We start from the raw sequence: 24947 nt of genomic DNA, 5'->3' as shown, positions 1-24947 counted from the left end.
GTCCACTTCAGCGATCACCTTCCGACGAAGATCCGTCATGGTTTTTCACTCACTGGATAGGTTTATTCTTTGAAGGACCCTGCCTAAGTGGTCCTGTTCGTAAATATGGTAACGTACCGAGAGGGTCGTAGGGCAGTCTCATCAAGGCGAGCTACTGAGGTGTACCCACTGTGGTACGCCGCAAGGAGCGGAACGCAGATGAGGCCGCCCTACGGCACTCGAATGCGACCGTATTTACGAATAGGGCCACTAAGCGCTCCCATCCGGGACGGATTGAAAAGCAGTATATATGTCAAATTCCCATTGACAGAAAAAGCACACCGGGAGATACTTAAATAGCAGATTAGAGCTTTGGTTTCAAATGCTTGCCGAGTTTTGAGCCTCTTTTACGAACGGCACTAAAAGCCATGCGTTAATTACCTCTGTGGGAGAGCATATTGGGGTTCTCTGACTTGTACTCGGTTTAACGGCAGCGGACCTATTGATAGTCTGTAGTCTATGTGGATTTTAAGAGAGGAGGCGTTATGGGAGAATGTGAAACGTGGAGAAAGGGAATCATCGGTTTAATTATTTTTATTATGACGGCTGGGACGGGATACGCTGTGGATCTCCAGAGTCTGGATCTGGCCGCTTGCATTCAGGCCGCGATGGAAAAGGACCAGGGGCTGATCGCCTCTGAAGCGGCGGTGAAAAAGGCCAAGGCCGTGCTCATGCAGGCCCGGTCGGCGTATTACCCTCAGGTCATGGTGAGTTCGAGTTCCATCAAATTGGACGAACCCATCAATCTGCAAAACTTTTCTCTGCCTGTCGTGGGCTATGCCTCGCCTATGACGGTGGAGCGTTTCGATTTAACCGATGACAAGATGATCGTGACCGAGGCCGGGGTTGAACTCCCGCTTTTTACCTGGGGCCGGATCACCAACATGAACCGCCTGGCCAAACTCGGTGTGAATGTAGCCGAGAGCAAACGAGAAGACGTCCGCAATCAGCTCCTGCTCACCGTGGTGACCTCTTACCAGCAGGCGGTGCTGGCCCGTGAGGCGAGGAAGATCCTCTTGGAGACGATCTCGGAGATGGAGCTCTTTTATAAGACGGCGGATGCGGATTTCAAGAAGGGGGCGAGAAACGCGCCGGAGAAGGATGTGATTCAGGTCCAGTATGACCTGGACGATATGCGGACCTGGCTCCCGGAGCTGAACAAGTGGGAGACGTTAAGTCTGGAGGCCCTGAAAATCACCATGGGCGTGGATGTCTCGGCGACCATCAACATCGTGGGGGACAAACTGAATTATCCGGACTTCCGCCAGGATTTGCAGGCCATGGTGGATACGGCCATGAAGAACCGCCCGGAAATCCGGATGCTGAAGGACGCGGTTCAAAGCGCCAAGCTTCAAAGGAAGGTGGCGGCCGTTTCGAACCTTCCCATGATCGCGGCGTTCGCCAAGAAGACCTGGACCAGCGACGACTTCGACGCCAACCAGGACTCTGTGAGCACGGTCGGAATCGGCGCTCGTATGAATCTGTTTGACGGCTTCAAAGGTTACGGGGAATACAAGGAAGCCTCGCACCACATGGTGGAGCTTGAGAATCAGTATGAGTATCTGCAAAAACAGATCGCCCTTCAGGTACAGCAGGCTCTGACGGAGGTCAATGAATTCTACGAGCAGCTCAAGATCCGGGAAGAAGCCAGGGAAAAGGCCATCCGGCAGGTCAAGGTTGTGCGGCAGGGGTACCCGTACGGGATGACGACCGTGAAGGATGTGAACGACTCCCAGGTTCAGAAACGCTGGTCCGATGCCCATTGGCTCTTCAAGAAACTCGATTATGTGAAAGCGATCGCCAGGTTGAATCAGGTGGTAGGGCAGGAGGTTTATCCCTTCAGATAAACCCGCTGCAATCCGTTCCGACCCCGATAGAAAATTGAGGAACAGACCGTTATGAAACGAGCGTTCTTGATCGGATTCATAATGACATGGGTGATGGCGGGATCGGCGCAGGCCCAGTTGACTTTCGGTTTTGTGCCGAATAACAACTCCCTGGTCCGGTCCGAAGAAGAGGCAAATCTTCTCTGCGGCTATCTCCAGGACCGTATGGATGAGAAAATCGCGGTTCGCCCGTTTCAGACTGAGAATGCTCTGTTCCGAGCCCTCGATAGCAAAGAGGCTGATCTGGCTGTTGTCAGTAATGTCTTTTATTATGAACATGACGGGGCCCTGCAGCTCATTTCGAACTTTACCCGGTCTGAGGAAGAGACTCACAATCTCCTGCTGATCTCGGCCAGGAACGGGTCCGTGCATTCGATCTCTGATCTGAAAAGGGGGAATCGGCGTCTGGTGATGGATGAGAAGAGCCGGTCGAGATGGTCCTTTCTGATGGAGGCCCTTGAGGACGATCCGGAAAAAATATTTCAAAAAATAAGTGTCTCATCCCATTTCGCCGACAATATCTCCGGGGTGATCAACGGGACTTACGATGCGGCCTGTGTGGAGAGCGGGTTGTTGGACGCAGTGAAGCATTTTGATACCGGGGTGATGCAGAACGTGGTGGTGCTCAAAACCTCCAGGTCATTTGCGTCCGACCCGGTTGTGTCGAGAAAGGGGCTTCAGCCGGACCTGATCGTTAAGGTCAAGAATCTGCTGCTCGGCATGGGTTCGGATTCGGACGGCCAGCAGATCCTTCTGGGATTGAAGATCTCTCGGTTTGTGCAGCCGGTCAGCCATATCTCCTTTTACCCGGCGCCGGTACGTTGGGATCAGCATCAGAAGCCGGTGAAGGAGGAGACCGGCATCACCGTTGCCAAAGAGACGGTACAGGCCCCTGCGGGAAAAGAGAAAGTCGCGGCAGACCTGAAGGCGCCTGTCCCAGGCCCTGCTCAGATCGGGACAACAGCCAAGCCGGATGAGCCGAAGCCTCCCGTCAAGAAGAACGAAGAGGCCCAGGCCCGGAGTTCGACTCTCCCTCAGCAAGCGCCTCCTGAAAAGATCGTGCATGAAGAGCCTGAGAGCAAGGGACAGGGGGAGAGAGGGAAAGGAGCCGATGCGGACAAGACCGGGAAAGCGGAGGAGGTGAAGGCCGATCTCTCAAAGATCGAAGCGACGGGTCCTGTTCAAGGCGCGCCCCGGAAGGCCTATTACGGTATCCTGTCACTGGGCGCTGCGGTCTTGCTTCTTGTATTGTTCCTGATCATCCTGTTTTTGATCCTAAGGCGGAAAGGAGCGCAGGAAACCGATCTCCCGGAAGCAAAACCGTCTTTGAAGGAGACCAAGGAGCGGGAACATGACGCGCCCGGATCCGGCGGCGAGGGTGAGCCTCTGAGCGCCGGGCTGAAGCAGGGGGAAGATGAGAAGCCTCCGGCGCCGGCCCCTGATTCCGAAAATGCGCCTTCCGCCCTGGTGGAACTGAGAGGTGAGTTGAAGACCATCCGGGTGCCTGACCTCCTTCAGCTCATGGCCTCTTGCAGGAACACAGGGACCCTGGTGATCCAGAGCAGGCATGATGAGAAATGTCTCTATTTTCGTGAGGGGAAGATCTCTTCAGCCTCCTGTATGGACAAGGACAACAAGAACAAACTCGGTTATCTGCTGATCAAGCTTGGGATGATCACGGAAAAGGAGAGGGAGCGGGCGCTGACCCTGTGCGCAGAGGATCCCACGAAACGGCTCGGCAAGGCCTTGATCGGAATCGGCGCCGTCCGCAAAGAGGACCTTCGAGCGGCCCTCAAGGTCCAGGCCACGGAGATCGTTTATTCCCTTTTCCTCTTCCCGGAAGGGCGCTTTGAGTTCATCAACAAGGAACCGAACATCGATCCGGCCGAAGATCTTTCACTGGATGTCATGAATCTTCTCATGGAAGGGGCGCGCAGGGAGGATGAATGGGAAAAGATGCGCCATGCCATCCCTTCCATGGACATCGTCTTTGCCTTTGCCAAGGGGGGCAAAGAGAAACTCAACGGGACCGAACTGAATAATGACCAGCAGCTGATCCTCTCATTGATCAACGGCAAAAGGACCATCAGTGAGATCTGCGCCCGGTCCACCCTGGTGGATTTCGAGGTCTGCAATTTCCTTTATCGTCTGACTAAACTGTCCATTTTGGAAAAAGAGGGGGAATGAGTTTAAAAAATATTAAAGTATTTTTATAAAATGCCGAAAAATAAGACAGGAAATGCATTTAAGAGCCCCTGCCATAGGCAGAGAATGAAGCAGGAAGTTGTTTGATGAAACGCACAGTTTTTTTGATATCCTTTGTGCTGATCCTTCTCCAAAACGACATGCTCGGAGCCCGTTACAGCAACGGGGGGGTGGAACTGGTCAAGTTCATGGCCCTGGAGAATGAGTTCTGCAGGACCCAGATCTACCATGAGTATAACAAGTATGACGAGATCAACAAGTATCTGGAGGTCTCGTTCAAAGTCTATCCAAGCTTCATTGAGAAGCGGGTCGGTCTGCGTCTCAAGGATGATCAGTTCAAAAGCGGTCGGAGAGAACTGGAGATCCAGATCATCTCGGACCAGACCATGAACAGCAGGGTGATCGGCCGGTACGGGCTGCTTCTCCCTGTAGACGGCCTTTATGATTCCGAGAGTAAGACCATTTATATCACCAGGGATTATGATATCAAGACCCTGGTGCATGAATATTTTCATTTTTTAAGAGATGCCTCCGGGATCGCCATGGATCATGATGAGGAAGAAAAACTGGCAGACGATTTTTCCGACCTCATCTGTGATGCGGTCGACCCGGACGGGCGGACCCTAGTTGCAAGTCCCCGATCTGTTTCTTAACGGCCCTGATTTTTCTTGATTGAGCGCCGCCTTCATCCCCTTGATATACAGGATTCCGGAGCATAACCGGCCCGGCCCGGCCCGCCTTTTTGACTGTACAAGATTCCATGGTTTGGGTATAATCCTTTCCCAAAGGATAAAGCATTTATGGCCGCTCCGGTCCTCCATATCCATGTTAAGAATCCCCAGGGACGACACATTCAGCGGGCGGTTGAAGTCATGCGTTCCGGCGGCGTCATCATCTATCCCACCGATACCGTTTACGGTCTGGGGTGCGACATTACCAACATTCATGCGGTCAACCGCATCATCCGTATCAAAGGGAGAGATCCCAAGAAACCCATGTCTTTTGTCTGCTCGGATCTGACCCATATCAGCCGGTATGCCATGGTCTCCAATTTTGCGTACCGCATTCTGAAGCGGTTTCTGCCGGGGCCTTACACCTTCATTCTTCCGGCCAGCAGAGAGACTCCGAGGCTGCTCCGGAGCAGGAGCAAGACCGTCGGGATCCGGATCCCGGAACATCCCGTCCCTCTTTTGCTCGTGAAGGAACTGGGGAACCCCATCATCAGCACCAGCACCAACCGGAGCACAGAGGAAGTCATCTCGGACCCGGAAGAACTTCTTGAACAATTCGGTGGGCAAGTGGATCTGATCCTGAATTGCGGCATCCTGCCCGTCCTTCCTTCCAGCGTCATCTCCCTCGTGGACAACAAGATCGAGATCATGCGGGAAGGGTCTGGGGATCTGAAGTTCTTCATGCAGTGAAATTCCGCCCCCCCAAAGGGCGGCGGAATTTCACGTGTGAAAAGAAGATCCGGAAAGTCAAAGACGGGGAGGCCGTGGTTGTTGAGGCCGCGAGGAGACTGGAAGCGGCCGGGATCGAGGTGGTCATGGACCGGTGCATCAAGATTGAGTATATCCGCTGCGGCCTTTCCGGAAGGAGTGAAGAATAGAATGCCGCGTCCCGGTTTTACCCTTCTGTTTTTTATGGGGGCCATGCTCGCCGCCTTGGGGATGACCGTCATCGGTCACGGCGCACCGGACCTCCCTGAGCGTGACCCGTCTTCCATGGTTTCGAAGGAAGTCCCGAAGAGAGATCTGCAGTTCGAAACATTACCCAAGGAACTCTTTCCCGGGGAGGCGGTCCTAATCCGGGTCGGATCCCCTCGGGAGATTGCCAGGGTGAGCGCCTCCCTCGGCAAACAGAAGATCCTGTTCTTCCCGGCCGAGGACAAAAAGGTCTGGATGGGGCTGGCCGGGATCGACCTGGATATCCCGCCCGGAGAGCAGACCCTCACTTATCGGGCGGAGTTCCCTGACGGCATCGAGTCATCGGGAACCATGATCCTGAAAATTCAGAAAAAAGAATTTCCCGTGGAACGGATCACCGTGGACGAGAAGTACGTCCACCTGTCCGGCAAGGACCTGAAACGGTATAAAGAGGAACAGAAACTGCAGGACGCCATTTTCAGTATACAGAATCCTGATCGGATCTTCGATCAGGGTTTTGCCGTGCCGCTTGATGTGCAAAGCGGAAGCCGGTTCGGGCTCCGGAGGATCATCAACGGGGAACCCAGGAACCCGCATTCAGGCGCCGACCTTAAGGCCGCCTCCGGGACAGAGGTCCATGCCTCCAATGCCGGTCGGGTGGTTTTTGCCGGCGATCTCTTCTTCAGCGGCCATACCGTGATTCTGGACCACGGATTCGGGCTCTATACCCTGTATGCGCATCTGAATGACATGACGGTCGGGAAGGGGTCTTCTGTCAGTAGAGAGGAGGTCATCGGGCACGTGGGCGCCACGGGACGCGTGACCGGACCCCACCTGCACTGGGGCGTGAAACTCAACGGCGCCAGGGTGGATCCCTTCTCCCTGGTCTCTCTTCCGCTTTCCTCGGGTGCGGCTGCACGGGGCATCACCAGCCCTGAAACCCTGGCTCCCACAGATAGAGGAACGGACTCCCCAATCCTGCAAGGTCCCGGTTCAGATTGAGGAGATGAATCTCACTGACCGGGGGAAGGGGAACGGACGAATAGATGTTCTCCGTATAGGCGGATGGGACGTGGTAGATGATCACCCGGGCCGTTTCCAGACCGGCCATGTTTTTTACTTCATCAATGGCATCGTTTAAATAACCGATCCGGTCAATGAGCCTGTTCTTCAGGGCCTGTTCAGAGGTATAGATCCTCCCGTCGGCCAGGGCCAGGACTTCATCCCGCGTGAGTCCCTTCCGGTTATCAGCCACGGTCTGCACAAAACGGCCGTAGAGTTCATCAATGGTCTTCTGAAGCAGTTTTTGTTCCTCTTCGGTCTGGGGCCTGAACGGGGAACCGATATCCTTGTGCTCGCCGGATTTTACCGGGGTGTTCATGACGCCGATCTTGGCGAGCAGTTCATGCACGTCGAATTTCTGAACCATGACCCCGATGCTTCCGGTGATGCTGGTCGGCTGGGCCACGATCCGGTCCGCGGCCAAGGCCACGTAATAGCCTCCTGATGCCGCGGTGTCCATCATCTGGGCCGCTACGGGGACGCGCTTTTTCTCCTTGAATTGTTTGATTTCGTCGTAGATGCTGTCCGAAGCGGTCACGGTTCCGCCGGGGCTGTTGATCCGGAGGATCACCCCCTTGATCCGGCTGTCCTTTTCGGCTTTGCGGAGTTTCTCTTTCACGTCATTGAGCACGGTCACCGGGGGGGAATAGGGCTTCCAGGGACCCACATCACTCAGGAATCCGTTGATGTCCAGGATCAGGATCTTGTTCCATCCCTTGTCCTGGACCACGGTCTCTCTGAGTCTGTCCTGGGGCGACCGCATCCCCACCTGGACTGTGATGCACCCGGGGAGCATAAACAGGATGATCAGGATCAGACAACGCATCAGGGGTTTTATTGTTCTCATGGCGCTCCTCAACAGGGAATAAGGTTATAGACTATTTTCAGACAGGATCAGTTGATGGATCAGATGTTTTGAACCATCTCCCAAACCCCGCTGGGACAGATGCCTGTGCAGAAACCGCAGCCGATGCAGAGTTTGGGGTCCGCCACATATTCAAATCCGCCGTCTTCGGTTTCCTTGCGCGTGATGGCCCCGTAATAACAGGCGGTCTCGCACATGCGGCAGTCCCTGCATGATCCGCAGGACATACAGCGGTCCGCTTCTTTTTGCGGCACAAATTCATCGAGCAGGGATCTTTCGTAATAGACGGTCCTGATCCTATCGTAAGGAATGACCTGCTTGATTTCCGGGATCAGATCAAAGTTCATCATCTGGGCGTGTATCGCTTCTGCGGTGAGACGGCCCTGACCGATGGCGTGGGTGACGAGTCCCGGCCGGGCGGCGTCTCCCACGGCGAATACTTTTATATCCGATGTCCGGCCGTGTTCATCGGCGGTGATGAACCCCCGTTCCGTGTGCACGCTCGGAGGCAGGAAGCCGAGGACCGGGGTCTCGCCGATGGAGATGATCACCACGTCGGCATTTAAAGAGGCGCCGTCCCGGAAATAGATCTTTTTTTTCTTTGGATCGTATTTCTCCGCGATCTTGGGGTAGAGGATCAGGGTGCCCATGGCCTTTGCCAGTTCCTGTTCCTTGCTGAAACTTGCGGGCGGCTGGATATCCACGGCCGTCACGGACTCGGCCCCCAAGTTATAAGACTGGCAGGCGATATCCATGCCGGCGTTCCCGGCGCCGATGACCACCACCTTTTTCCTTGCGAGGTCCATGGGTTCGCCGTAGTTGACCTGTTTTAAGAATTCAATGCCGGGAACCACGTGTTCCGATCCCTGGAAGGGCATAGTTCTGGCCTCCTGCGCGCCGCAGGCCACGACCACGATGTTGTGTTTTCTGTAAATCTCCTTGAACAGTTTCCCGGTCACTTTGGTTTTCAGATGGATTCCGACCCCCAGCTCTTCAAAACGGGAGATCTCCTTTTTCAGGATCTTCTGCGGCAGGCGGTTACGAGGGACGCACCACTCCATTTTCCCGCCGAGTCTTTCTGATGTCTCATAAAGACTCACGTTGTGTCCCTTGAGCGCCAGCTGCCAGGCCGCGGAAAGCCCGCCTGGACCGGCCCCGATCACCGCGACCTTCTTCCCTGTGGACCGGGCCTTCTTGGGCGCGGGGAGATCCAGGCTCAATGCTCCGAGGTTTTTGATATCCAGGGGTTTGTCCAGCCTTCCCCGGGTGCAGGCATCCATACAAAGGTTCGGGCAGATCTGGCCGCAGACACTGGCAGGGAAGGGACTGTACTGAAGCGCCAGTTCAAGGGCCTCCTGCAGCTTGTTCTGACGGATCAGGGAGGCCCGCCTGTGGGAGGGGATCCGTGAAGGACAGGCATAGGCACAGGGGGGCAGATATTTCTGATGGTTCCAGACAGGGCGGAACCGCCGATTCTCACCGGTTGTAATATAGGGGAGAAGGGTCTGATCGTGATCCAGATATTCGCCGAAGATGCCCCCTTTACCCACGGTGGGCTCCCAGGTTTGGGCCCTAAACGCCGTGGTGGATATCTTCATTCCTTTGCGCTCGGCCTTTTCCGCCGGGGTATAGGCGATGAGTTTCTTCCAGTCCTTGGGAGATCGGGTCAATTCTCCAAGGTAGGGCATCCGGTCGATGGCCTTGAGGTACGGCTTGATGTTCTTGCACAGCCAGTCCCAGTCCTGGGGGGTGAGATCAACGCACTTGACGTCTGATTCACTGTATCCCTGAATGGGGCCCCGGAAGTAGATGCTTCCTCCGACCATCCCGACACAGGGACGGTAACCGAGAATGTTATCGGGATTTTTGGGATGCACACCGCAGACCACCGCGATGCCCCCTGCTTTGAACTCTGCGAAAGAGTCCCCTACATCCCGGAAGTACCAGGATTGCAACGGTTCAAACCGAGGGTTGGCCTTGGTCATGGTATCGCAACGGGCGCCGCCTCCTCCCTGGACATAGAGGAGTCCCTGGGCGCCGGCATTGTGGGCGCCGTTGGTCACATCCCCAAGAACCGTAATCCTGGCCCCGCAGTTGATCCAGCCCACGTCATCGGAGGCGCTTCCCTTTACGATGATCTCGGCGCCGTCCATGCCCATGCCTCCGAGACGCTGTCCCACGGGACCTTCCACCGTGATTCGGACCTTCTGCCCGGTGGGCCAGATGCGGCCGCCGATGCCGTGCTGCCCGTCCGCCCGGATGGAGAGCGCCCTTTGTCCGTCCCGGACCGCTTTCTGGATTTGTTCCTCGAGTTCACGGGAAGAGACTCTCTTGCCTTTTATGTTTCCATGAATGATCATTGTCTTCTCACAAAAAAGCTTTCAGCGGTCAGCAATCAGAAAAGCGAACGAGTGTGCGACAAATTTGTGGGTACACATCAGGATTACATATGGTTGTCATTGTCCGGTCCCCCGATCAAGTCGTAGGACAGGCTTGACCGGACAATCCAGTTCCTTAATTGTCTGGATTCCCCGATCAAGTCGGGGAATGACGCTCTTAGAGAAATGGTTACCCATAAATTTGTCGCAGACCCAAAGCGAACGATCATTTTTTTCCCTGTAGGCTGTCTGCTGTATTCCGTCTGCTTTTTTGGTTCTTCTCCCATCTAGTGGGTAAAAAGGGGTCAAGGGTTGAAGATCCATAGGGTTCCAGGGGTCGAGGGATCAAGGGTTCAAGTGAGATACTGAAACGCAAGCAAAATCTTCAGAGAAAAACACTGGAACCCTTGGACCCTATAATCCTCGGCCCCTTATGATTTTAACACTTCACTTGACCCCTGGAATCCTTGACCCCTGGACCCCTGATGTTTTCACCCACTCTTTTGGAGATAATCCACTTTTTTCTCAACAGACGTAGCTGATATTCAGCCGTTCGGCGATCTCCTTGTCCGCAACACCCAGGCCGTCTGACATGCCGATGGGGAGCTGAGTGCTGCGCCCCATGGGTGCAAAGATCTTCTTGAGTTCCACGTCCGCGGACTTGAAGACCTCCACCACCCGTTCCGCAACCTTATCCGGGTCGAGCCGCCTGTAGAGTTTGGGATCCTGCGTGGTGATCCCCCTGGGACACCGTCCCGTATTGCAGAGGTTGCAGCGGTTGTATTCATTCCCAAGGCAGCCGGCCGCGGCCTGCATGATATATTTCCCGATGTCCACGGCCGAGGCTCCCAGCATGATCATGGCCGCGGCATTGGCCGCGAGGCTGCCGGTCTTTCCCATGCCGCCTGCGGCGATCAGGGGGAGTTCGTTCTGTTTCCCCTGTTTAACCAGGTCGAGGTAGCAGTCCCGGATGTTGGATGCGATCGGGTGACCCATCTTGTCCATGGAGATATTGTAGGCCGCGCCGGTCCCCCCGTCTTCGCCGTCGATGCAGAGGGCCGCCGCATAGGGATTTCTTGCCAGATTGTTGAGGACCGCCCTGGCCGTCTTGGTCCCGGAGATCTTGGGATAGACCGGGACACGGAACCCCCAGGCCATGGACATGGATTGGATCATCTTGGCCACGGCCTCCTCGATGGAATACTGGGTCTGGTGGGTGGGCGGAGACGCGAGATCCACGTATTCAGGCACGCCCCGGATCTTTGCGATGAGTTTGAGAACCTTGTAGGCCATGAGCAGGCCGCCGTCTCCGGGTTTTGCGCCCTGGCCGTATTTGATCTCGATAGCCGCGGGATCTTCCACCATCTTCGGAATGGCATGGATGATCTCGTCCCAGCCGAAATAACCCGATGCGATCTGAATGATAAAATATTTCACAAAACGAGAGGTCAGGAGCCTGGGCGGTATGCCTCCTTCGCCGGTGCACATGACCACAGGAAGCCCTTCCACTTCATTGAGGTAAGCAACCCCCATGGCCAGCCCTTCCCACATGTGCGGGGAGAGGGCGCCTACGGACATGCTTGCAATACGAATCGGATAGATCTCCCTGACCGGCGGGATGAATCCGGAATCCTTCTTGACCGCAAGAAGACCGTCTTCGACCTCCAGAGGGAGCTTTTCCGGTGGAAGGTTCCTTCCGAGGAGGGTTCGGATGTGGAATTCGTGGCGTCCGGCATCCAGCGCCGGGTCCGTGAGCATGGAGATCCGGGTGAATTTCAATTGGTCCACGGTGGATGGGCTTGGATCGTTTCTCCGGCCGCCCCTCTTGTAGGGAACGCCCCCCTTGTTCTTGTAAAAAAGGAACTTGTGATGCGGGTTGTATTCCGGTTCGATCGCGACGTTCGGACAGACCAGGGCGCAGGCGCTGCATCCGGTGCAGTGCCTTTCCATATCCGTGACCTGCCGGATTCCGTGCGTGATCCTTCGAACCACGGCGGGGAAGGGGGTGCTTCCCTCTGACTGCACCAGCCGCTGGGAAAAGACCGAAGGTTCAATGGCATTGACGGGGCAGACGGCCGTACAGCGGCCGCAGCGGGTGCAGCGGTCTTCCCGCCACCGGATGATATAGGGAAACTCTTTGAGAGAGAGTTGGTGATTTTGATCTAAACGTTCAGCTGGTTCCATTTTTTTAACTCCTTGGCATCGGGCGTGACCATGGCCATGTCATATTTCATGGGGGCGAAATCCACGCTCTTGTCCCGGTCCGGGATGGCCTTGTCCAGTCCGCATTCTTCAGACATGAGCGCAAACTTTCCCGGTGCGCCTCCGACCACGCCCGGCCTGAGTTTCTTGGAATCCTGGGTCATGAAGACCGTGCCGTCAGGAGTGAATCCGATCACACAGTTCGGCCCGTCGATGCAGAGCGGGCGAAGCGAATTCCTGATGAGACGGAGGGCCTTGCCGTCCGGGCGGCCGTTGATCTCAGCATTTTTGAGCGGTGTGATCACATCCTTGTAATAGATCAGCGGATATTTCAACTGTCTGTGGCAGTAGTGAAGGATGTGGGTTAAAACCTCACTGTCGCTGTTGTAACCCATATAACCCGGGAAGCCCCGGCTTGTCAGGAATTCACGGATGGGGACAAAGGCCGTGTTCTCCCCGTTGGTCATGGTGCCGTATCCCTGGATGAAAAAGGGATGGCAGGCATAGAGGTAGATCGCATAATTCGTATTCTGCCGGCCCTGCGCAAAGATGATTTTGGCTTTAAGCTCGTCTCGGTCCAGACTGAAAAACTCTCCCAGATGCAAAGGGTCTCCAACTTCTTTGATCGTGATGATATCCGGATAGAAAGAGAAGACAAAAATCGATTCATCTCTTTCTCCTCTGCTCCGCAGGGCGATGCGGGTCTTCATGAGCAGATCCTCTTTTCCCGGCATGGGGGCCTCCCGCACATCCAGAGGATAGTCATAGACCTTGGCAAAATAGTGGTCCCGTCTTTGGATCTCTGAACCGGGAACCCTGCGGATTTCAGGCTCCCAGGCCATGAGTTCATTGAACCCCCGTGCCTTCATATACTGGTCCAAGATCTCCAGCCCATGATTGGAACAGATTCCGGAGAGAATAGGGTATCCCTTCATGTCCTTGAAAGCCCCGCCCAGGTCTTTGAGCAACAGTCCCAGGCCGGACCCGTCGTGGCCTTCCTTCATGGTTTCCAGGGCCAGGATATTCTCCATGGGGGAGAAATAATCTCGGCATGTCATTGCGCTTAAACGGCACATCTCTCCGCCCTTTTTCTTCTGATCATCATACAGATGGTAACGAGGCTTCTGGCTGGATAAAATCCCCCGATCAACCTGCATCCATCAGCGCGTCATCTATAATTCGGAGGTCAATGGTGATTGCTTATGGGAGGTTATGCCCCTGACGAGGAAGTTATTTTATGATTATAGCCCAGTCAGCGCCCTTTTATTTACCGGCATATCATGACCGATTAATTTTTAATATTATAATCATGAGGAAAAGGTCTGTCAACAAAAAACTTTAATAAACTTGGTTCTCCTCCCATTTAATGGGTAATAAGGGGTCAAGGATTCCAGGGGTCAAGGATTCAAGTGAAATACTTAAACGCAAGCAAAATCTCCAGAGAAAAACACTGGAACCCTTGAACCCAAGATGCCTTAGTGTATTAGCCTTAGCAGAGGGCAATTATATAAAAAGCAGGACACGCGAAGTGTAACCCTATGGCCCTCGGCTCTTTATGTTTTTAGCACTTCACTTGAACCCTTGACCCCTCGACCCCTGGAACCCTATGGATCTTCAACCCTCGAACCCTTTTTACCCGCTATATGGGAGAAGAACCAGATTTAATAATTGTATGAAACAAAAAATGCGCCTGATTCTACAATGTACCCTAAAACAGACGTTTTAAAAATATAGGCAATATTGCCGTTAAAATCTTGATCTACGCGGGTTCTTATGGTAAGATTTCCTAATCTCGGCCTGTTGATGATGCCGGTGTTTATAAGAAGTTCATTTTCAAGCACTGATCCTACATTTTACCGCTCTTGGGTCAGGCTGGGAAGTGAATGGATGACAGACCATTCAGGGTTTTACGCGAGATGGATATCAATAAAGAACGAAAAATCGTGGCCATCCTTAAGGCCCTTAATAACGCAAGACGACCGCTGGGGAGCACCCATCTTGCGGAGACCCTTCAGTCTTTCGGGATCAATCTCAGCCACAGGACGGTACGTCATTACCTGGCGCTGACCGATCAGTTGGGCCTGACATGCAAGAGATCCGAAAGACTGGGACGGAAGATCACGGCTAAGGGTGAAGAGGAGTTGCAAAATGCTCTGGTGGTTGATAAGGTGGGGTTGATTTCCTCTAAAATAGACGCTCTTTCTTACAGGATGAATTTTTCTATCAAAAAGAAATCCGGTCCGGTCTTGTTGAATATTTCCCTGATCGATACCCGGTTCATAAAAGATGCGTTAAAAATCATGACCCCGGTTTTTGAAAAGAGACTGGGGATGGGGCAATACATCACCATTTCCGGCCCTGGGACGCCGATGGGTGATTTTTTCGTTCCTGAAGGGAAAACCGCTATCGGCACGATCTGCAGTGTGACCTTGAACGGCATCTTCATCCATGCGGGCATTCCCGTGGTTTCAAAGTTCGGAGGGCTCCTCGATATCTATCAAGGCGAGCCGCACAGATTTACACAGATTATTCATTATGACGGTTCCTCGCTGGATCCTTTGGAGATCTTTATCAAAGGGCATATGACCAGCGTTCTTGATGCCGTCCGCACGGGACGCGGCCTGATCGGGGCGAGCTTCAGGGAGATTCCGGCCGTGGCCCTCCCTGAGATCCGAAGGCTTGTCAGGCAGCTCGAAGGTATCGGATTGGGCGCCGTCCTGATGGCAGGAAAGCCCAACCAGCCGCTGCTCGATATCCCGGTGGTGGAAGGACGGGCCGGCATCATTGTGGCCGGCGGCCTCAATCCACTGGCAGCGGTCGAGGAGTCAGGCATTCATACGGAGAATCTGGCCATGGGCGCGCTCTTTGATTTCAGCCGGCTCATGGCTTATCAGGATATGAATCTCTGAAGGGCTGTCCGGCATAGGGTTTCGGGGACAAAAGATGATATGGAGTTTATTGAGGTTTTCGAAACGGACCCATCGTCAAACCAGCTTGACATGCAGAGTGATATTCGTTACATTGTCTCGAACTCAAGTTTTTCAACCCACTATTGAATAGGCGCCGACCATGGTCAAAATAGCGCCCTCGATTCTTTCAGCGGATTTCGTGAGGCTCGGGGAAGAGATCCGGGCCGTGGAAGAAGCCGGGGCGGACTTTATTCATGTGGATGTCATGGACGGGCACTTCGTCCCGAATATCACCATCGGTCCTCCGGTGGTCAAGGCGATCCGTGCGGTGACGCGCCTCCCCCTGGACGTCCACCTGATGATCTCAGACCCCTCGAAATACATCCTGGAATTTGTCAAGGCCGGTGCGGATATCCTGACCGTCCACGCCGAGGCCTGCATCCATCTGCACCGGACCATCCAGCAGATCAAGGATCTCAAGATACAGGCGGGAGCGGCCTTGAATCCTCATCAGCCGATCCATGTATTAGAGTATGTTTTAAAGGATCTGGATCAGGTCCTGATCATGTCGGTCAACCCAGGTTTCGGCGGGCAGAGTTTTATTGAGGCGGTCCTCCCCAAGATCTCCCGTCTCAAAGAGATGATCAAGGCTCACGGACGGAATACGGCCATCGAAGTGGACGGAGGGGTCAAGATCGAAAATGCCGGAAAAATCGCTCAGGCCGGAGCCGATATCCTGGTGGCCGGTTCGGCCATCTTCGAGACGAAAAATTACAAGGAAACGATCCGCCTTTTCAGAGAAGCGCTTTCCTGAAGAACTTCATTATTAGCAGCAGAATCATGTTAAAGTCGGTCGTAACTGTTTAACATTCCAATAAAAGTAAATTCCAAAAAACAAAAGAAGGGGGTAATTCAAATGAGACCAAGTGAAAAAGAAGCAGAGTATTTTGCGAGAATGGAATTTGAGGGCAAGAAGAAGATCGAGGAGGAAAAACACAAGCGGCTTGCGGCGGAAGAAAAGAAAAAACGGAAAGAACTGCACTATATGATGTGTCCGAAGTGCGGGATGGAACTGATCGAAATCGACTACAAGGAAATAAAGATCGACAAATGTTCCGAGTGTGCCGGCGTCTGGCTCGATGCCGGAGAGATGGAACAGGTGGCGAAGATGGACAAGACCGGACTTAATAAGCTTTTCAACGTGTTTAAAAAATAAATAGCGGGATTACCGCTTAGCCTGCTCTTGAATGATTTAGTCAGGGGTGGGGGTAAAATGAAAAATGCCGGATGCTTCACCCTCCCCTTAATCCCCTCCGATCCTAAGGAGGAGAGACGTTAATGATCAGATACCGCTCAGTTTGCTGCGGGGTGGTCCAGTCGGAATGAACCACGGTATTTAAAGGAAGATAATCATGCTTCTCTGGATTGCGTTTATCCTCTGCACAGCGGCAATTGTCTATGCAGGCACAAGGCTTTCCCGGTACGGCGACATCATCGCTGAAAAGACCGGGATGGGGAGGACCTGGATCGGCGTTGTGCTTATGGCAACCGTCACCTCGCTGCCGGAGCTGGTGACCGGGATAAGCTCGGTCACCTACGCAGGGGTCCCGGATATTGCGGTCGGTGATGTGCTGGGAAGCTGCGTCTTTAATATGCTGATCCTTGCTGTCCTGGACGCGGTGTATAGGCCGATGCCGATATCCGCAAAAGCGCACCAGGGCCATGCCCTCGCCGCCGCGTTTGGGATACTTCTCCTGGGTGCTGTTGCGTTGAGTCTTTTCTTCGCAAACCACGCGTTTTCGCTGGGCTGGATCGGCGTTTACAGTCTGGTGTTCATCGGCATCTATTTTTTCGCCATGAGAATGGTCTATTTCTACGAAAAAAAACAGATCATCCTGTATATCAATAACGTGGCTGTACTTCAATATGGAAACATCCCGACGAGAACCGCTGTTATCAATTACGCGGTCAATGCCGCTATCGTCATCGTTGCCGCTATGTTCCTGCCGAAGATCGGCGAAGGGATAGCGGAATCGACCGGCCTGGGGCAGAGTTTCGTAGGCAATATCTTCATTGCGATGTCCACATCCCTTCCCGAGGTGGTGGTCTCATCGGCAGCGGTGAAAATGGGGGCCGTGGACCTTGCGATCGGCAATCTGTTCGGAAGCAACATCTTTAACATTCTCATCCTCGGCATTGACGATATTCTCTATGTCAACGGCCCCCTGCTTTCCTTTGTCAATCAAAATCACACCATCTCTGCCCTCTCCGCCGTCATGATGACGGCCATCGCAGTGATCGGACTGACCTATCGCGCGGAGAAAAAACCTATGCTTTTGGCGTGGGATTCCGTCATGATAGTGTTCGTGTTTATGGTCAATTTTGTGCTGCTGTATAGCATGCGGTAAACTTTTTAATCGAGTACTCGTGGAGAGGAAAGGATCAGGATAACTATGCGCTGGCATCAAAAGAACATCGAAGACGTCATGGCGGAACTCGGGTCGTCTCTCCAGGGCATTTCCGCGGCACATGCACAAAAACTGCTCCTGGAGCACGGCCCGAACGAATTAACAGAGAAAAAGAAAAAGACCCCTTTCATGATGTTCCTTGACCAGTTCAAGGACTTCATGATCCTTGTCCTCATTGCCGCCGCTTTTATTTCAGGGTTTATCGGCGAGGTGTCGGACACCATTGCCATCATTGTCATTGTTGTCCTGAACGCGGCTGTCGGGTTTATCCAGGAATACAGGGCGGAAAAGGCCATGACGGCCCTTAAGAAGATGGCAGCGCCATCCGCAACGGTGATGAGGAACGGTATGCCGGAAACCATCTCAGCGTCCCGGCTTGTGCCGGGCGATGTCGTTCTGCTTGAGGCGGGGAAGATCGTCCCCGCTGATATGCGCATGATCGAAGCAGCTCTTTTTAAGGTCGAAGAGGCCGCCCTAACGGGCGAATCCGTGCCGGTTGAAAAAACAACAAAGGAACTACACGACGAACACCTGCCCCTGGGCGACAGAAAAAACATGGCGTACAAAGGCACGTTTGTGACCTCCGGCCGCGGTGTCGGCGTTATCACGGGGACCGGCATGGATACGGAACTTGGCAGGATTGCCGCAATGCTTCAGGAAGAGGAGGAGGTAAAGACGCCCCTTCAAAAAAGGCTTGCCGTGTTCGGCCGGAAACTCGCGCTTGCCGTGCTTGCTATATGCGCCATTGTTCTCGTCATCGGCATTCTGAGGGGAGAGCCGCCCATGCTCATGCTCCTCACAGCGATCTCTCTGGCAGTGGCCGCGATCCCTGAAGCGCTTCCCGCGGTCATAACCATATCCCTTGCGCTGGGGGCAAAGAAGCTGATCATGCAACATGCCCTAATAAAAAAACTGCCTGCTGTAGAGACCCTCGGTTCTGTGACGTATATCTGTTCTGATAAAACAGGAACGCTCACGCTGAATAAGATGACCGTTGAAGAGATCTATCTTGATGGTAAAATACTTCGGAGTGCCGAGATGGAATTTGTTAAAGCGAAACGTCAGGCCGGCCATTCACCCCTCCACCATCTATTGAATGCCCTTGCCTTAAGTAATGACGCGCAGACGGGCGCTGATGGCTCTGTCATAGGAGACCCTACGGAAATTGCACTCTATGACATGGCAAAGAAACAGGGTTTTGAGAAAAAAGAACTGGAAAACGACTTCCCGAGAGTAACGGAAATACCGTTCGATTCTGCAAGAAAATGTATGACGACGTTCCATAAAATCCCCCACACCCACCCTTTCTCAAAGGGGGGCGAGGGGGGATTCATCTCCTTTACCAAGGGGGCAATAGATGTTCTGATAGACCAGTCGGACAATATATTAACATCGGGAGGATTAAGGGCCGTTGATAGTGAAGAGATAAGCAGGATTAATGAACGGATGGCGGCGGACGGCCTGAGGGTCCTCTGTATTGCAATGAGAACGTGGGACGCCCTGCCTGATGATATGTCCTCAGGGAATGTTGAGACCGGCCTGACGATCATCGGCCTTACCGGCATGCTGGACCCGCCCCGGGAAGAAGCCGGGGAAGCGGTTGCCCTGTGCAAGGCAGCGGGGATAAAGCCTGTCATGATAACCGGCGACCATCCCATCACCGCGCGGGTAATAGCCCAGCGTCTGGGCATCGTAGACGATGATTCAAAAGCGCTCATGACCGGACAAGAGCTGGAGAAGTTATCATTAGAGGAATTCGAGGAACGGGTCGAGCATATCCGGGTGTACGCGCGGGTCGCCCCCGAGCAAAAACTGAAAATAGTAAAAGCTCTCCAGGACAAAGGCCAGTTTGTCGCCATGACCGGGGACGGGGTAAACGACGCGCCGGCATTAAAGAGGGCGGACATCGGCGTTGCCATGGGCATCACCGGAACGGACGTATCAAAAGAAGCCGCCCACATGATCCTCCTGGACGACAATTTTTCCACCATCGTAAAGGCGGTGAGGGAGGGGAGAAAGATCTATGATAATATCAGAAAATTCATCAAGTATCTCCTCACAACGAATTCGGGAGAGATATGGACCCTCTTCCTTGCGCCGCTGGCCGGCCTTCCGATCCCGCTTCTTCCGATCCATTTACTCTGGATCAATCTGGTGACAGACGGGCTTCCCGCCCTCGCCCTGTCCGCGGAGCCTGCCGAGGGCGATGTCATGAGCAGACCGCCGCGGCATCCCAAAGAGAGCATCTTTAGCCACGGTCTCGGCGCCCATGCGATATGGGTAGGCCTCTTGATGGCCGGCATCGTCCTTTTTGTTCAGGCCTGGTCCATCAATACAGAGCATGCTCACTGGCAGACCATGGTATTTACCGTGCTCTGTCTGACCCAGCTCGGGCATGTTCTTGCCATACGATCGGAAAAAGAGTCTCTGTTTAAGATAGGGTTGTTATCTAACCGATACCTCCTTGGCGCAGTCGCATTGACCTTTGCCCTTCAGATGGTCACGTTGTACGCACCTTTTTTAAACCCGATATTTAAGACAGAACCGTTGACCCTGAATGAACTGATATTTACGATTGCATTGTCATCCGGGGTATTCTTTGCCGTGGAGATTGAGAAGTTAATAAGGCGGTGGAAGATTGGATAAAATGCTTATTAAAGATTGGAACTTTATACTGCTTGATGGTGGATTTGGGACATTGCTATTATCCCCATTATTATCCCATTATTATCTTGACAGACAAAAGAAAAAAAAATAATATTAGTATCTTTAATTCCTATCGGAATCCTGTATGGTTTATTGAAATTAACCGAAAAAAACAGGATTTACGGGTTGGTGTAGGAGTATGTTCCGTGTTTGATACGCTGACTGATAAACTGAACTCGATCTTCAGGAACATCACGGGGAAAGGGAGACTCTCTGCGGAGAATATCCAGCAGGCGCTCAATGACGTGAAGATGGCCCTGCTGGAAGCGGACGTCAACTACAAGGTGGTCCGGGACCTTCTTGAGCGTATTCAGGAACGCTCTTTGAATATCGAGGTTCACCAGCGTCTGAATCCCGGCCAGCAGTTTATCCAGATCGTCCAGCAGGAACTGACGGCTATGATGGGATCCAAAGAAAGCGGGATGAAGCTTTCTTCAAGGCCTCCCACAGTGGTGATGGTCGCGGGCCTTCAAGGGTCCGGAAAGACCACGACCATAGGCAAACTGGCCAGGATGTACAAGAACAAGGGGCATCGTCCGCTGATGGCCGCAGCGGATGTCCAGCGGCCTGCAGCCATTCTGCAACTCCAGGTTCTCGGAGAACAGTTGGGGATCCCGGTCCACAGTTCCGAGAGTCAGGACCCGGTGGCCATCTGCAAAGAGGCCAAAAAAAGGGCCGAATCCCAGGGGTTCGATATCCTCTTTTTAGATACGGCCGGACGGCTCCATATCGATGAAGCCTTGATGGAAGAGTTGGACCGGATCAAGCAAGAGACGGCCCCTGATGAAATCCTTTTCGTGGCTGATGCCATGACCGGCCAGGATGCCGTCCATACTTCACAGCGCTTTAATGAGCGTCTCGATATCACCGGGGTGATCCTGACCAAGCTGGACGGGGATGCGAGAGGCGGTGCGGCCCTTTCCATCAACTATGTGACCCGGAAACCGATCAAGTTTGTGGGGACCGGAGAGAAGCTGGAACAAATTGAGGTTTTCCACCCGGAACGGATGGTTTCCAGGATTCTCGGAATGGGGGACCTATTGACCCTTGTCGAGAAGGCCCAGGAATCCTACGACGAGGAACAGGCCGGTAAGCTGGAGCAAAAGATCCGGAAACAACAGTTTACCCTGAACGATTTTCTGGATCAGTTAAAAAAAATCAGGAAGATGGGATCTCTGGAACAGCTCATCAAGCTGATTCCGGGATTCGGGAGAATCAAGGAACTGAATTCGGCGAAACCCGATGAGAAGGAACTGACTCGTATCGAGGCGATCATCGGTTCCATGACACCCGATGAACGGGGATCCTATCAGATGATCAACGGAAGCCGCCGCAAACGGATCGCCCGTGGGAGCGGGACCACGGTGCAGGAAATCAACCGCCTCCTGCAGCAGTTTGCAAAGATGCAGAAGATGTTCCGTCTCTTCGGGAATGGTGGGACTCCGGCCATGCCGTCAGGGTATCCGGGAATGGGCCAGGGGAATCCGTTGGACATGATGGGCGGCGGACGGTTTAGGAACAAGTTAAAAAAGAAGCGGAAGATCAAACGTTGATGGGTTTCATGAAAGGGAGGTGAAGACATGGCTGTTTCCATACGACTGAGTCGTTTCGGCGCAAAAAAATTCCCCTATTACAGGATTGTGGTGATGGACTCACGCAAGGCAAGAGATGGTCAGTTCATTGAACAGGTCGGGACCTATGATCCCGGCAAAAATCCTTCCGTGATCAAACTCAAGGAAGAAGCCGTTCTTAAGTGGCTGGAGTCCGGCGCACAACCTACGGAAACGGTGAAAAAATTCCTGAAGAAATCAGGGGTCTGGCGGAAATACTTAAAGACTGCATGAAGGCTTAAACGCCCGGTTTCAGTACGGCTCAAGTGTGGGGGTAACGGAATATGAGAGATCTCATCCTATATGTGGTGAAGGCGCTGGTGGATCATCCTGAATCCGTGGCAGTACAAGAACTTCAAGGAGAGAAGACAACGGTCATTGAACTGAAGGTTGCCCAGGAGGATTTGGGAAAGGTGATCGGCAAACAGGGGAGGACGGCGAGGTCGCTCAGGACCATCCTGAATGCCGCCGGAACCAAGTTGGGCAAGCGCTGCGTCCTCGAAATCATCGAGTAGAGGCGCCATGCTGTTGTCATGATATCATGGTCGAGTGGATCGAAGTCGGGATCATTTTTCGCAAGCACGGTATCCAGGGAGAGGTCAAGGTCTTTCCCCTGACCGATTCCCCGAAGCGGTTTTTAGACCTGCATGATGTGGTCATCGAGGATTCAGCAGGGGAGAGACACCCCGTCCGGATTGACCGGGTCCGATTCCAGCAGGACCGGGTGATCCTTCATTTTGAAGGGAAGGACACGCCGGAACATGTGGCGCCTTTCATGCGGTCCCGGATCCTCATCCATCGGGCAGAGGCCGTGCGCCTGCCGGAGGGGAGGTATTATTATTCGGACGTCATCGGTCTTTCCGTCTATACCGACCGGGAGGAATATCTTGGCCGGGTGGAGGATATCCTGGAGACCGGAAGCAACGATGTCTATGTGGTCAGGGGAGAGGCAAGGGAAGTCCTGATTCCCGCCATTCGGGAGGTGATCCGGAAGATAGACCTTGAAAACCAAAGGCTGATCGTCCACGAGGTGGAGGGACTCCTTGAGTAATTTTGTCTGGGACGTGCTCACGCTCTTTCCGGAGATCATTTCGGTTTATATCCATTCAGGAATCCTGGGGAGGGCGCTGGAGGATGGAAAGATCACCGTCCGGATCCATCAGCTCCGGGACTATACGGAGGACAAGCGCCGTACCGTAGATGATTACCCTTACGGCGGAGGCGCCGGGATGGTCATGAAGCCTGAGCCGCTTTTCCTGGCGGTTGACCGGATACGGGACTTGAGCCCGGAGACCCGGCTGATCCTGATGTCGCCTCAGGGAAGACCCTTTGACCAGGAGGCGGCCAGATCGTTATCCCAAGGATCGAGAGCGGTGACGCTGATCTGCGGCCGGTATGAAGGGGTGGACGCTCGGGTGACGGAACACCTGGTGGACGATGAGATCTCCATCGGAGATTATGTGATTTCCGGGGGGGAACTGGCGGCATTGGTGGTCCTGGACGCGGTTTCCCGCTGCCTTCCCGGGGTGGTGGGAGATGAAAGATCGGTGAACACGGATTCCTTCTCTCAAGGCATCCTGAAACATCCCCAGTACACCAGGCCTGAATCCTACCGGGGGATGCAGGTTCCGGAGGTGATCCTCTCGGGGCACCATGAAAGGATCCGCCGGTTCCAAAGGTTCAAGGCCCTGGAGAAGACATTCCGAAACCGGCCGGATCTCCTGGAGCGAGCCGGGCTGACCGGGGAGGATCTGGAGATGCTGGAGAGAATCCGAAGAGGGGATGACGGGGGAGCCGAGCCTGTATAGGGACATAAAGAAGCGGGCAGTGGGTGGAAGATTCCGGCCATGAACTTATATATTGCGCTGCTCCATTATCCGGTTTATGATAAACAAGGTCACGTGGTGACGACCTGCATCACCAATCTTGACCTGCATGATATCGCCAGGGTGGCGAGGACCTATCATGTCAGCCGGTTCTTTGTGGTCCAGCCGGTCCCTTCCCAGGCGGCGTTGGTTCGGAGAATCGTTCATCATTGGAAGGAGGGTTTCGGCGCAGGCTACAATGCCACACGCAAAGAGGCCTTCGGTCTGATGGCGCTTTGCGGGACCCTAAAGGAGGCGGTTGACCGGGTGCGCGAAGAAAACGGCGGAAGATCACCGAGAGTGGTGATCACGGCTGCCGGACGTTTTCAGCCGACGATCGGGTTTGCGGATCTCAGGACCAAGATCCGTGATGGAGAAGAGCCCTATCTGCTTCTCTTCGGCACAGGCTGGGGGCTGACGGATGATATCCTGGACGAGGCGGATGAGGTTTTGGAGCCTATTCGAGGTCAAAACGGGTATAACCATCTTTCAGTGAGGAGCGCGGTCTCCATCGTGATCGATCGGTTGGCCGGGGATCGGTCAGATCCCATAAAAAGCACAGGAAAGAACACGTTTGAAAAGGAGAGCTTAGAGTGAATATCTTGGAAATGCTGGAAAAACGGGACGTGAAGGAGGATCTCCCTGTCATTCAACCAGGAAGCACGGTCAGGGTACACGTCCGTGTGATTGAAGGGAAAAAGGAAAGGATCCAGGTCTTCGAAGGGGTTGTTGTCGGGCTCAAAGGAAACCGCGCACGAAGGTGCATGACCGTGCGGAAAATTTCCAACGGGGTCGGGGTGGAGAGGGTCTTCCCCCTCAATTCTCCCATCATTGATCGGATCGAGATGGTGCAGAGGGGAAAAGTGAGAAGGGCGAAACTCCATTATCTCCGGGATCTTTCCGGCAAGGCTGCCAGGCTTCATGAAATCTCCAGGGAAAAACAGGAAAAGGGAAAACCCAAAGAGAAATCCTCAGAGTGAGGCATGCCTTCCCTTGTTTTTTCCAGATAGAGGTCCGGCCTTGCGATCCCGTTTTCATGCTGTGTGATCCTGAGATCTGAAAGATTTCCTGCGCCTTGTTGCAGGGAGCTTCAACCCAAGGAGACG

The 24947-nt window shown here is 53.8% G+C and carries 23 protein-coding genes; 18 read left to right on the top strand and 5 right to left on the bottom strand.

Annotation, left to right across the window (positions count from 1 at the left end):
* Nucleotides 1–524 precede the first annotated feature (524 nt).
* The 6 genes from AUK29_04610 to AUK29_04585 all read left to right on the top strand — a co-directional run bounded on the left by AUK29_04610 (nt 525) and on the right by AUK29_04585 (nt 6778).
* Nucleotides 525–1886, top strand: coding sequence for a hypothetical protein (locus AUK29_04610; protein ID OIP64513.1), 1362 nt, complete (start codon nt 525–527; stop codon nt 1884–1886).
* 51 nt (nt 1887–1937) lie between these two features.
* On the top strand, nt 1938–4112 hold the full coding sequence (locus tag AUK29_04605) for a hypothetical protein (protein ID OIP64512.1): 2175 nt from the start codon (nt 1938–1940) through the stop codon (nt 4110–4112).
* Nucleotides 4113–4216: 104 nt separating this feature from the next.
* A complete protein-coding gene (locus AUK29_04600; protein OIP64511.1) occupies nt 4217–4783 on the top strand; it encodes a hypothetical protein in 567 nt (188 codons plus the stop codon).
* 147 nt (nt 4784–4930) lie between these two features.
* On the top strand, nt 4931–5551 hold the full coding sequence (locus AUK29_04595; GenBank protein ID OIP64510.1) for a threonylcarbamoyl-AMP synthase: 621 nt from the start codon (nt 4931–4933) through the stop codon (nt 5549–5551).
* On the top strand, nt 5548–5739 hold the full coding sequence (locus AUK29_04590; protein OIP64509.1) for a hypothetical protein: 192 nt from the start codon (nt 5548–5550) through the stop codon (nt 5737–5739). Before AUK29_04595 ends, AUK29_04590 begins: the two co-directional genes overlap by 4 nt.
* A gap of 1 nt (nt 5740) precedes the next feature.
* Complete coding sequence (locus AUK29_04585; GenBank protein ID OIP64508.1) at nt 5741–6778, top strand: hypothetical protein; 1038 nt, start codon at nt 5741–5743, stop codon at nt 6776–6778.
* Here AUK29_04585 and AUK29_04580 read toward each other — a convergent pair.
* The 5 genes from AUK29_04580 to AUK29_04560 all read right to left on the bottom strand — a co-directional run bounded on the left by AUK29_04580 (nt 6702) and on the right by AUK29_04560 (nt 13359).
* Nucleotides 6702–7664 (bottom strand): hypothetical protein, encoded by a 963-nt coding sequence (locus AUK29_04580; protein OIP64507.1) that lies wholly within the window; start codon nt 7662–7664, stop codon nt 6702–6704. The genes AUK29_04585 and AUK29_04580 overlap by 77 nt on opposite strands.
* 80 nt (nt 7665–7744) lie before the next feature.
* Nucleotides 7745–10063, bottom strand: coding sequence for a 4Fe-4S ferredoxin (locus AUK29_04575; GenBank protein ID OIP64506.1), 2319 nt, complete (start codon nt 10061–10063; stop codon nt 7745–7747).
* Nucleotides 10064–10159: 96 nt separating this feature from the next.
* A complete protein-coding gene (locus tag AUK29_04570; protein OIP64505.1) occupies nt 10160–10405 on the bottom strand; it encodes a hypothetical protein in 246 nt (81 codons plus the stop codon).
* Between the two features lie 201 nt (nt 10406–10606).
* Nucleotides 10607–12265 carry a glutamate synthase gene (locus AUK29_04565; protein ID OIP64504.1) on the bottom strand — a complete coding sequence of 553 codons (1659 nt, stop codon included), beginning with the start codon at nt 12263–12265 and terminating at the stop codon, nt 10607–10609.
* Complete coding sequence (locus AUK29_04560) at nt 12244–13359, bottom strand: glutamate synthase (protein ID OIP64521.1); 1116 nt, start codon at nt 13357–13359, stop codon at nt 12244–12246. The genes AUK29_04565 and AUK29_04560 overlap by 22 nt, the downstream gene beginning before the upstream one ends.
* Nucleotides 13360–14166: 807 nt before the next feature.
* On the opposite strand from AUK29_04560, the gene AUK29_04555 reads away from it, so the two are divergent.
* The 12 genes from AUK29_04555 to AUK29_04500 all read left to right on the top strand — a co-directional run bounded on the left by AUK29_04555 (nt 14167) and on the right by AUK29_04500 (nt 24821).
* Complete coding sequence (locus tag AUK29_04555) at nt 14167–15192, top strand: hypothetical protein (protein OIP64503.1); 1026 nt, start codon at nt 14167–14169, stop codon at nt 15190–15192.
* 160 nt (nt 15193–15352) lie between these two features.
* Nucleotides 15353–16006 (top strand): ribulose-phosphate 3-epimerase, encoded by a 654-nt coding sequence (locus tag AUK29_04550; GenBank protein OIP64502.1) that lies wholly within the window; start codon nt 15353–15355, stop codon nt 16004–16006.
* A 102-nt stretch (nt 16007–16108) separates the two neighbouring features.
* A complete protein-coding gene (locus tag AUK29_04545) occupies nt 16109–16408 on the top strand; it encodes a hypothetical protein (protein ID OIP64501.1) in 300 nt (99 codons plus the stop codon).
* A gap of 196 nt (nt 16409–16604) precedes the next feature.
* Nucleotides 16605–17600, top strand: a complete 996-nt coding sequence (locus tag AUK29_04540) for a sodium:proton exchanger (GenBank protein ID OIP64500.1) — start codon at nt 16605–16607, stop codon at nt 17598–17600.
* 45 nt (nt 17601–17645) lie between these two features.
* Entirely contained in the window at nt 17646–20306 is a 2661-nt protein-coding gene (locus tag AUK29_04535) for an ATPase (protein ID OIP64499.1), read from the top strand.
* Nucleotides 20307–20512: 206 nt separating this feature from the next.
* Entirely contained in the window at nt 20513–21919 is a 1407-nt protein-coding gene (locus AUK29_04530; protein OIP64498.1) for a signal recognition particle protein, read from the top strand.
* Between the two features lie 27 nt (nt 21920–21946).
* Nucleotides 21947–22210, top strand: a complete 264-nt coding sequence (locus tag AUK29_04525; protein ID OIP64497.1) for a 30S ribosomal protein S16 — start codon at nt 21947–21949, stop codon at nt 22208–22210.
* Between the two features lie 50 nt (nt 22211–22260).
* On the top strand, nt 22261–22491 hold the full coding sequence (locus AUK29_04520; protein OIP64496.1) for an RNA-binding protein: 231 nt from the start codon (nt 22261–22263) through the stop codon (nt 22489–22491).
* 26 nt (nt 22492–22517) lie between these two features.
* Nucleotides 22518–23027, top strand: coding sequence for a 16S rRNA processing protein RimM (locus AUK29_04515; protein ID OIP64495.1), 510 nt, complete (start codon nt 22518–22520; stop codon nt 23025–23027).
* Complete coding sequence (locus AUK29_04510; protein ID OIP64494.1) at nt 23020–23784, top strand: tRNA (guanosine(37)-N1)-methyltransferase TrmD; 765 nt, start codon at nt 23020–23022, stop codon at nt 23782–23784. The genes AUK29_04515 and AUK29_04510 overlap by 8 nt, the downstream gene beginning before the upstream one ends.
* 39 nt (nt 23785–23823) lie before the next feature.
* Nucleotides 23824–24438 carry a hypothetical protein gene (locus tag AUK29_04505; GenBank protein ID OIP64493.1) on the top strand — a complete coding sequence of 205 codons (615 nt, stop codon included), beginning with the start codon at nt 23824–23826 and terminating at the stop codon, nt 24436–24438.
* Nucleotides 24435–24821 (top strand): 50S ribosomal protein L19, encoded by a 387-nt coding sequence (locus tag AUK29_04500; GenBank protein OIP64492.1) that lies wholly within the window; start codon nt 24435–24437, stop codon nt 24819–24821. The genes AUK29_04505 and AUK29_04500 overlap by 4 nt, the downstream gene beginning before the upstream one ends.
* Nucleotides 24822–24947 lie beyond the last annotated feature (126 nt).

The sequence above is a fragment of the Nitrospirae bacterium CG2_30_53_67 genome, assembly GCA_001873285.1.
Taxonomy (GTDB): domain Bacteria; phylum CG2-30-53-67; class CG2-30-53-67; order CG2-30-53-67; family CG2-30-53-67; genus CG2-30-53-67.
This window is presented reverse-complemented; position numbering and strand designations above follow the sequence as displayed.